Origin of the sequence: Burkholderia aenigmatica, from assembly GCF_902499175.1 — a bacterium.
Classification (GTDB): Bacteria; Pseudomonadota; Gammaproteobacteria; order Burkholderiales; family Burkholderiaceae; genus Burkholderia; species Burkholderia aenigmatica.
Genome location: NZ_CABVQC010000122.1, coordinates 1 through 8,533 on the forward strand (window position 1 = coordinate 1; position 8,533 = coordinate 8,533).

The following is an 8,533-nucleotide window of genomic DNA, read 5'->3' on the forward strand; positions in this document are numbered from 1 at the left end:
GCCACGCCAGCGCGGCCACCGCGGCCGGCAGCGCCCAGCCCGCGAGCGCGACGAGCCAGCCCCAGCGGGCCGCGGCGAACGGCGCGACGACGCTCGCGAGCACGGCGCCACCCATGATCGACGTCGAATAGACGCCCATCGCACCGCCGATCCGCGTCGAGAAATGCGCTTTCACGAAGCCGGGCAGCAGCGCCTGCACCATCGCGATCCCGACGCCCGCGCAGCAGGCGCTTGCGAGCAGCAGCCACGCGTGCTGCGCGCCGACGCGCGACACGCAGGCCAGCCCGATCAGCGCGACGCCGAGCCAGACGCCGCCCGCGATGCCGGTTACGCGCTGCAAGCGTCGCGCACTCAGCGCGCCGAGCCCCATCAGCAGGATCGGGATCGTCGTCAGCAGGCTGGCCGCACCGTCGCCGATGCCGGTTGCGCGCTGGATCATGTCGAGCAGCGGGCCGACCGCGGCAAGCGCCGGCCGCAGGTTCAGCCCGACGAGCACGATGGCGGCCAGCCGCCATCCGGGGGAAGTGAAGCGTTTCATCAAGAGGCCCTCGAAATCGGTGCGCGGGCCCCGGTGAGGCGCCGCGCGTTTTTCATGTAAAGTATCTCGACATCAAGATAAACGCCGATTTATCTCGACGTCAAGATAACTGCCAAGCCGAGGAGGGTTAATGGATCGAGCCGCGCATGCGCTCGCGCAATGGCGCACCGAGCGTCCGGATCTCGACGCGTCGTCGATGGTGGTGATGGGGCGGCTGCAGGAAGCCGCGCTCGTGATCGCGCGCGACCGTCTCAATCCGCTGTTTGCGCGCTACGGGATGCAGCCGGGCGAATTCGACGTGCTCGCGACGCTGCGGCGCGGCGGAGCGCCGTTCGCGCTGACGCCGACGGCGCTGTACGACGCGCTGATGATGTCGTCAGGCGGGATGACTGCGCGGATCGACCGGCTGCAGAAGGCAGGGTGGGTGGAGCGTCGGCCGAATCCGGCCGACGGGCGCGGCACGCTTGTGGCGCTGACGGAGACCGGTCGTGCGCTGATCGATGAGGCGGTTGTCGCGCATATCGACAACCAGCGTGAACTGCTGGCCGTGCTGTCGGACGCGGAACAGGCGCAGTTGTCGCAACTGCTGGAAAAGCTGCTGGCGGGGCTGGGAGACGGGGTACCGAAAGGGGCGGAAGGAAAGTAGCGCTGAGGAATGCGTGACGCACACGTACGCGGCGGGTAAAAAATTCCTTCGTGAATTTTCGTGGGCGTCGCTTGCCGACCCGTTGCGGACCGTCGGCGCATGCATGGGAGCGTCCGTTGAGTCCTCGAAAGCGGTCGCTCGAGGTATGGTCCCGACACGCAACGCAACCATTGCTGGCCGGAGTTGCGGATGACATTCATTGTCGTCAGCCGCTCGCAGGGCAGGGCGAGCCTCGCCGTACGTTAGTGTCGCTGCAACTGTTCGAGCAGGGCAGGCGAGCACTCGGTCGGCCGCGGGAAGCTGCGCTTTTCCGATCAGATCCTCAGGGTCGAGGACAAGTGCTTGAACACGGCCGACACCCGCCGCAAGTGCCTTGATTCCCGGTGCGTCAGCACCCACAGCTCGGTCTGGCAATCGTGCAGCACGTCGGTCAGCTGGACGAGGTCGGTGCGATTGCGCGTCAGGAAGGTGGGCAAGATGCCTACGCCCATGCCCAGGGCGACCAGCTCCATGACGGTCAGGATGCTGTTGACCTTGTAGTGTGGAATCACCTTCCGGAAATGGCGTTTGCGCCAGATGACGGACGGATGGCCCGGTAACGAATCGTCAGGGGCAATCCAGCGCGCGTTGCCCGCCATGACGTCTTCATAACTCGGCGCGGTACGGCAGCTGGACGCGAAAAGCGCAACCTGTATTGGGCCGACGTGCTTGCCGACCAGGTATTCCGGTGGCTGCGTCGTGACGCGAACAGCGATGTCGGCATCCCGGCGCCCGAGGTCGGCAATTTCATTCCCCGTGTGCAATTCGTACGCCAGCAACGGGTGCGTGGCTTCCAGCCGCTTGAGCGCCGGCCCCACCAGTGCGTGCAGGATCGTGTCGGTCGTCGTAATCCGAACCGTACCCGCCACCTGCTCGGGAACGTGTTGCGCGATCGAGCGGGCCGACTCGATTTGCACTTCCACTTGCTCGGCATGTTCGGCCAGCGCAAGCGCGAGTTCCATTGCACGGTAGCCGGAGCGTGTGCGTTCGAACAGGCGCTGCTCCAGGCCGCGCTCTATCCGTTGCAGGTTGCGAAAAACCGTCGACGCATCCACCCCCAGCCGCTCGCCGGCCTGTGCCAGCGTGCCGGCGCGGGAAAGCGTCAGGATCGTTTCAAGGTCCACAGCACTCAGTTTGAACTGCATTCTCAGGTTCCAGGTCATTGCATTTTCGCAATGCATGATTGTAATTGTGTGAGTATCGAGCGCGTATATGCAATGATAAATTGGGCGCCTGTCTGCTAACTTCTCTCAAAGGCACGGCCATGAATTCATTGACTGCTGCGAACGATACCTCTGCCACGTATGGCGTCTTGCTGCTTCGCGTCGCGTTGGGGGTGATGTGGATTGCTCACGCATTGCTGAAATTACTTGTCTTCACGCTGCCGGGCACTGCGCAATATTTTCAGAGCGTCGGTTTCCCGGGCTTTCTGGCTTACCCCGTGTTCGCTGCCGAGCTGGCGGGCGGCGTCGCGCTCATACTGGGAATCTACGCTCGTCAGATCGCACTGCTGCTGGTGCCGGTCATGGCATGCGCGGCATCGGTTCATTTGCGCAACGGCTGGGTGCATACGAGCCCGGGGGGCGGCTGGGAATATCCGGTGTTCCTGATCATCGCGTCAGTCGCTGTCTGGCTGCTTGGCGATGGAGCGCTGGCGTTGCATCGCAGCGCGCGCTTCTCGCCCGGTGCGGCCTGAGACCGAGGGGGCGATGTCATGAATACCACCTCGTATCACCTCGTCAGTCATGTGCTTTGTCCGTACGTGCAGCGCGCAGTGATCGTGCTGACGGAAAAAGGCGTGTCGTTCGAGCGCACGGACGTCGACCTGAGCAACAAGCCTGATTGGTTTCGCGGGATTTCACCGTTAGGCAAGACGCCGGTGTTGGTCGTCTCTGGCGTACCGATCTTCGAGTCGGCCGTGATTTGCGACTATCTCGACGAGACGCTCGAACCGCGGCTGCATCCGCTCGGCCCGCTCGAACGCGCACGGCACCGCGCGTGGATCGAGTTTTCGTCGGCACTGCTGAACGCGATCGGGGGCTTCTACGTCGCTCCGGACGAATCGGCCCTGAACGCAAAAGTCCGAGATATTCGCGCGCGAATCGAGCAGTTGGAGGGCGCTCTGAGCACCGGTCCGTATTTTGGTGGAGAGCGCTTCAGCATCGTCGATGCCGCTTTCGGTCCGGTGTTCCGCTACTTCGATGTGTTCGAGCAGATCGACGATTTCGGATTTTTCGCGGGCGTGCCCAGGGTCAGCGCGTGGCGGCAACGGCTCGCCGAGCGGCCGTCCGTTCACGCAGCAGTCCGGGCGGATTATCCACAGTTGCTGATCGATTTCCTGCGCGAGCGCGGCTCGGCCCTGTCAGCGCGCATCCGCACTCAGGGGTTGCCTGCGCCTAATCCGGCCCAGATCTGGACTGAGTCACGACACCCCTGAAACCCCCAACAAGGATCCGTTTCATTCTCGTTTGGATTACGCTGTCGGCCGGCGACACGTATCTCGGCAAGGTGGGAGGCGCCGGCCAGCTGACTCGGGCGTCAGTTGTTTGCGACAAAGCGGCCAGTGGCAGCGTCGAAGAAATCGACTGCTTCTGGCTCCCCCGCCTCACAGTCGCGCCTTCCATGTCATCGTTACGAAACTAGTTCGGCGGGCGTGCCGGTTTGAGTGTGGCAGCAACAAGTTCCGCCACCGCCCGTCGGGCTGCCTTCGCTGCCGTCTCGTCATACGCGATAGTGGCGCCACGTTCGACACAGGGGTCGTCATACGAGAAAGGTTGTTTGGTCTTCGCATTGAAAATCTGGCCGTTGTCACCTTCCACCCATCGGCAATTGCGCATTGTCTGGGCTTGCCGCAACTTCACCGGCGGCTTGAACGCGCGTCCGTCGAACACATGACCGGCGCCGGGATATTCCGTAAGGCGAATGTCTTTGCCTTTGGCTTTTAGCCGTTCGACATAGGCTCGGCATGGCGCAACAGGCGCGTAATTGTCGTCAGTACCGTGAAACACGCGCACCGGCTGAGACACAATGTCTTCGTCGTCTCGGAAGGCGTAGGTGCAATCCGGATAGAAAGCAACATAGGCCGCGAAATGTGCGCCCGACGCATCAGCATGCATCCGCTGAAAACGCGTCAGGCTTGCGTAAAGCGCATTTTGGCCGCCTCGGGAAAGCCCCATCAGCATGACCCGGTTGGGGTCAATTCTTGGATGCCTGGCCAGCAGTGCGAGCGCTCGGTACGCATCCTCGGTTTGCGCCAAGCGACCGAGTTGGGACTGGTCGTCGTTCACATTGACGATGCCGCGAGCCGCGAAGCTGTCAATGACGAAGGTGGCAACGCCCAACGCAAGAAACTCCTGCTCCCAATCCAGAACATAATTGCCGACGCCGCCTGAACCGTGCAGCAGGATAACCAGTGGAAACCGCTCATTGCCTGAGCGAGGCAGACGCAGTTCGCCAGCGATGGTGACGGGCTTGCCATCCTCGCGGCCGACCAGGAATTCCTGGTCTGTCAATGTGAGTGACTCAAACGGGATGACTTCCATGCGCGCGACCTGCGCATATCCGGTATGCGCGAGCGACACGAGGAGAATACAGGCTGCGACGAGGACCATACGACGGCGACATGCGCCATACCATTCTGCAGTAAGCATACCGAGGTCCTTTAATCATGAATTCGTCGGCGACTTGCTCCGAGTAGCATAGTCCGGATTCGAGAACTTACAACGTCCACCGAACCAGATGCGGGCCTGGCTCTCACGATAGCCGCGAGTCGGGCTTCAGGGTGCAAAGGAGACGGCTGACGGGAACCACGCGATGACGGCGCCCCGGTCCGATAAGACGGATGACTCGGCGGTAAAGACAGCAATGGCCACAGCAAGAACTGTCAGCTAACCCGCACAAAATGGCCGCTTGAATGACCACGTGACGGTCATGGCGACCGGCGACTACTGGCCGGCAGCCGCCGGTCGTGATCTCCGGCAACTGGCCGAACGGCGAACGTCGAGCGCTCTCGTGCGACCCGCCGGCAAACTCAGGCGCCCATCGCGGTCCACGTGGCAATCCGCGAATGCGCGCCAAAGCGATCCGTACCAAGCCGTGATGACCTCGACGCCAGGTACGAGGGGCGGTGAGGGTGTATACCGTATGGTCGGCGTAAAGCGCGAGGTCATGCTTGCGACCACGTGGGTCGTTGAAGGGGGGGAGCGCTGGACAAGCACCGCCTTGTTGCCCAGGTACGCGATACGCGGAGGCGGTGCTTCGCGAGATCCGAACCTTGGTCAGACGTCCGAACGCTCCACGACCACCTCACTGATTTGCAGCACGGGTTGTATATCCGTGTAATTGGCGATGTCGGCCATGATCTCCTGCGCGTGCGGGTCGCGGGCTGCCTGGAAAGCTTCGACCGACGTGCAGACGAAGTCGCACTTGGCCACGTATGCAGGGGCCGTGCCCGGCGCACCGCCTGCGATGCCCTTGTCCACCGTGTAGTACAGACATGCAGCGCCAAGCCGCTGCTTCACCATTGGCATATGCCTTTCGCGGTAGTAAGCATGATCGAATCGCGCGCCTGCGGCGTACGGGTACATGACACTGACTTTGATCATCGGGTTCTCCTGTTGTTGCACGGTCATCGAGGTCGCCGATATAAGGCGTGGCCAAGGCTTCTTCCAGAAACGGCGTACCCATTCTTCTAATCCCGCCGTTCGCCGGGGATTCGCGATAAACCCCAAAAAGCCCGCCGCGTAATGCGGCGGGCCTTGCACTTCGCGGCCCGCACGGCGTGCGACCGCTTAGACGGTCAGCCTCGCGCCGGAATATTGAGCCCACGCGCGACAGCCGGACGCGCAACGAACGCGTCGAGCACCCGCTTGACGTTCCGGAATTCGCTGAAGCCAACCAGATCGCCCGCTTCATAGAACCCGACGAGGTTGCGCACCCACGGGAAGATCGCGATGTCGGCGATCGTGTAGGTATCGCCCATCATCCACTGGCGGTTCGCGAGATGCGCGTCGAGCACGCCGAGCAGGCGCTTCGATTCGTCGACGTAGCGGTCGCGCGGGCGCTTGTCCTCGAAGTCGCGGCCGGCGAACTTGTGGAAGAAGCCGACCTGGCCGAACATCGGCCCGATGCCGCCCATCTGGAACATCACCCACTGGATCGTCTCGTAGCGGCCGGCGAGATCCTTCGGGATCAACTGGCCCGTCTTGTCCGCGAGATAGATCAGGATCGCGCCCGATTCGAACAGCGGCAGCGGCTTGCCGTCCGGGCCGTTCGGATCGATGATCGCCGGGATCTTGTTGTTCGGGTTCAGCGACAGGAACGCGGGCGAAAGCTGGTCGTTCGTGTCGAAGCGCACGAGGTGCGGCTCGTACGGCAGGCCGGTTTCCTCGAGCATGATCGACACCTTGACGCCATTCGGCGTCGGCAGCGAGTAGAGCTGGAGACGGTCGGGATGCTGGGCCGGCCACTTTTGCGTGATCGGGAAGGCGGACAGGTCGGGCATGGAGGTTCGCTCGTCGAAGTGAATGATCCGCGCTCCGTCCATGCTGCCGCGCGCCACGGCCAGTGGTGCGGCGGCGGAGCGGAGCGCGCCGAAAACGCCCACTGTAGCCGATCCCGGCGATCGATGCCGACGGCGGCCGCTACACCGCCGGGAGCCGCCGCCGGCAGAGATCAGAAGTTGTGCCGCAGCCCGACCATCGCGGCCGTCGTGCCGACGCCCGGCGCGACCGGCTGCCCGTACACGAGCATCTGGTCCATCGTGCCGCGGTTGTTCACGTGGCCGACCTGCGCATAGATCATCGTCCGCTTCGACAGGCTGTAGTCGGCCGCGAGCACGACCGCCGTCGACTTGTTTGCAGACTGGTTGCGGTCCTTCAGGTAATACACCGCGGACGTCACCTGCAGCGCGGGCGTGAAGCGATAGCCGATGCCGGCCGACAGCATGTCGAGGTTCACCTTGTCCGCGTGCGACGGATTCCGGCCGTTGCCGTACGACGCCGACACCGAGAAATCGTGGATCGTGTATTTCGCGCCGAAGTAGATGAAACGGTTGTTGTCGACGCCGGTCGGCGCGACGCCCGGCGCCGGGTTCGTGTCGTGGCCGTTGTAGTAGACGGCCGATGCGTTCAGCCCGTAGTTCGCATACTTGAGCACGACCGATTCGCGCGTGCCGCCCTGGAACTGCCCGGCCACGCCGCCCGGCGCGTATTCGAGCGCGATCGACGCACCCGCGAAGGTCGGCGACTGGTAGACGAGTGCGTTGCTGTCGTACAGCGCGCCGATCGCGGCGTTGGTGCTCGTCCCGGGCCAGCCGGCCGCCGTGTTCAGGCCGAGCCACGCGATCAGCACGCTGCCGAAGAACTGCGCGTTGCGCACGTCGGTGTCGGCCATCGCGTAGATCATCGGCACGATCTGGCGGCCGGCCGTGAACGTGCCGAACGGGCCCGACACGCCGAGCGACGCGACCTGGTTGAAGATCGCGACGGTGCCCGGCGTATCGCTCAACTGCAGCTTGCCGGTGCTGCTGTCGAACGAGCCCTGCAGCTTGAAGTTGATCTTGTAGCCGCCGCCGATGTCCTCGCTGCCCTTGATGCCCCAGAAGCTCGAATAGATGCCGCCGTCCTTCATGCGGAACACCTTGCCGGTATTCGGCGCGGTCGGGCTGAACGACGCCGCCGACGTGCTCTGGTACATCAGGCCCGAGTCGATCACGCCGTAGAGCGTGACGGAGGATTGCGCATGCGCGAGCGCCGAACAGCCGGCAAGCGCCGCGAGCGCGGCCAGTTTCGTCTTCATCCAAGTCTCCAGGGTTTCGTGTCGTGACCGGTCGGGATCGAGCCCAGCCGGGTGAAGCGGGGCAACATCGAGGCGGGCGGGCAGGTGTGACAGGCATCGCCCGTGCGAGCCGTGCGGAAAGACTACGCAACGGCGGGCGGCCGCTCCCCCCCACGCGCGGGGGGCAGGGTTGCGGAGAATCGGAGGAAGGCGGGCGCGGCAACGCGCCCGATTGGCGGAACCGGCGTTACGACGTCAGGGCGCGCTTTCGAGGAGACCCAACACCAGCGCGCGGCGTACCGCATGCTTGCGCGAGCTGGCGTCGAGCTTGCCGAACAGGTTCTTCAGGTGCCACTTCACGGTTTCCTCGCCGACGGCGAGCGCCACCGCGATCTCCTTGTTCGACAGGTTGCGCGCGAGCAGCTCGAGAATCGCGCGCTCCTTCGGCGTCAGCACGACGCTCGGCACCGCGCGCGGGCTGGCCGCCGCGCGCGGGGCGGGCGGCACGATGCGCGGCTGCGGCAGCGTGTGTC

10 protein-coding genes are annotated in these 8,533 nt (G+C 64.0%); 3 read left to right on the forward strand and 7 right to left on the reverse strand.

Annotated elements, in window-relative coordinates:
• Nucleotides 1–538 (reverse strand): MFS transporter (locus tag BDO18943_RS41705; RefSeq protein ID WP_407650018.1); only part of this gene is annotated, 538 nt, incomplete at its 3' end.
• 130 nt (nt 539–668) lie between these two features.
• Here BDO18943_RS41705 and BDO18943_RS41710 point away from each other — a divergent pair.
• Nucleotides 669–1,184, forward strand: coding sequence for a MarR family winged helix-turn-helix transcriptional regulator (locus BDO18943_RS41710; protein ID WP_175026637.1), 516 nt, complete (start codon nt 669–671; stop codon nt 1,182–1,184).
• A gap of 314 nt (nt 1,185–1,498) precedes the next feature.
• Here BDO18943_RS41710 and BDO18943_RS41715 read toward each other — a convergent pair whose 3' ends face one another.
• Complete coding sequence (locus tag BDO18943_RS41715; protein ID WP_235996331.1) at nt 1,499–2,386, reverse strand: LysR family transcriptional regulator; 888 nt, start codon at nt 2,384–2,386, stop codon at nt 1,499–1,501.
• Between the two features lie 101 nt (nt 2,387–2,487).
• Between BDO18943_RS41715 and BDO18943_RS41720 the strand changes: the two genes are divergently transcribed.
• Nucleotides 2,488–2,919 carry a DoxX family protein gene (locus BDO18943_RS41720; RefSeq protein WP_175026638.1) on the forward strand — a complete coding sequence of 144 codons (432 nt, stop codon included), beginning with the start codon at nt 2,488–2,490 and terminating at the stop codon, nt 2,917–2,919.
• An 18-nt stretch (nt 2,920–2,937) separates the two neighbouring features.
• Nucleotides 2,938–3,660: a glutathione S-transferase family protein gene (locus BDO18943_RS41725; protein ID WP_175026639.1), complete on the forward strand. Its 723-nt coding sequence runs from the start codon at nt 2,938–2,940 to the stop codon at nt 3,658–3,660.
• 202 nt (nt 3,661–3,862) lie between these two features.
• Here the strand turns inward: BDO18943_RS41725 and BDO18943_RS41730 are convergent, their stop codons facing one another.
• The 5 genes from BDO18943_RS41730 to BDO18943_RS41750 all read right to left on the reverse strand — a co-directional run.
• A complete protein-coding gene (locus tag BDO18943_RS41730) occupies nt 3,863–4,873 on the reverse strand; it encodes a dienelactone hydrolase family protein (RefSeq protein ID WP_235996332.1) in 1,011 nt (336 codons plus the stop codon).
• Nucleotides 4,874–5,500: 627 nt separating this feature from the next.
• The gene (locus BDO18943_RS41735; protein ID WP_043182851.1) at nt 5,501–5,827 is read right to left on the reverse strand and encodes an EthD family reductase; all 327 of its coding nucleotides are present in this window, start codon (nt 5,825–5,827) and stop codon (nt 5,501–5,503) included.
• A gap of 194 nt (nt 5,828–6,021) precedes the next feature.
• Nucleotides 6,022–6,726 carry a glutathione S-transferase N-terminal domain-containing protein gene (locus BDO18943_RS41740; RefSeq protein ID WP_175026640.1) on the reverse strand — a complete coding sequence of 235 codons (705 nt, stop codon included), beginning with the start codon at nt 6,724–6,726 and terminating at the stop codon, nt 6,022–6,024.
• A gap of 170 nt (nt 6,727–6,896) precedes the next feature.
• On the reverse strand, nt 6,897–8,021 hold the full coding sequence (locus BDO18943_RS41745; RefSeq protein WP_043182853.1) for a porin: 1,125 nt from the start codon (nt 8,019–8,021) through the stop codon (nt 6,897–6,899).
• A 234-nt stretch (nt 8,022–8,255) separates the two neighbouring features.
• On the reverse strand, nt 8,256–8,533 hold a 278-nt coding region (locus BDO18943_RS41750; RefSeq protein WP_235996333.1), incomplete at its 5' end, for a response regulator transcription factor.

Coding starts and splice junctions, on each gene's coding strand:
- BDO18943_RS41725 (WP_175026639.1), top strand. CDS start 2,938: ATGAATACCACCTCGTATCACCTCGTCAGTCATGTGCTTTGTCCGTAC.
- BDO18943_RS41740 (WP_175026640.1), bottom strand. CDS start 6,726: ATGCCCGACCTGTCCGCCTTCCCGATCACGCAAAAGTGGCCGGCCCAG.
- BDO18943_RS41745 (WP_043182853.1), bottom strand. CDS start 8,021: ATGAAGACGAAACTGGCCGCGCTCGCGGCGCTTGCCGGCTGTTCGGCG.
- BDO18943_RS41715 (WP_235996331.1), bottom strand. CDS start 2,386: ATGACCTGGAACCTGAGAATGCAGTTCAAACTGAGTGCTGTGGACCTT.
- BDO18943_RS41720 (WP_175026638.1), top strand. CDS start 2,488: ATGAATTCATTGACTGCTGCGAACGATACCTCTGCCACGTATGGCGTC.
- BDO18943_RS41730 (WP_235996332.1), bottom strand. CDS start 4,873: ATGCTTACTGCAGAATGGTATGGCGCATGTCGCCGTCGTATGGTCCTC.
- BDO18943_RS41735 (WP_043182851.1), bottom strand. CDS start 5,827: ATGATCAAAGTCAGTGTCATGTACCCGTACGCCGCAGGCGCGCGATTC.
- BDO18943_RS41710 (WP_175026637.1), top strand. CDS start 669: ATGGATCGAGCCGCGCATGCGCTCGCGCAATGGCGCACCGAGCGTCCG.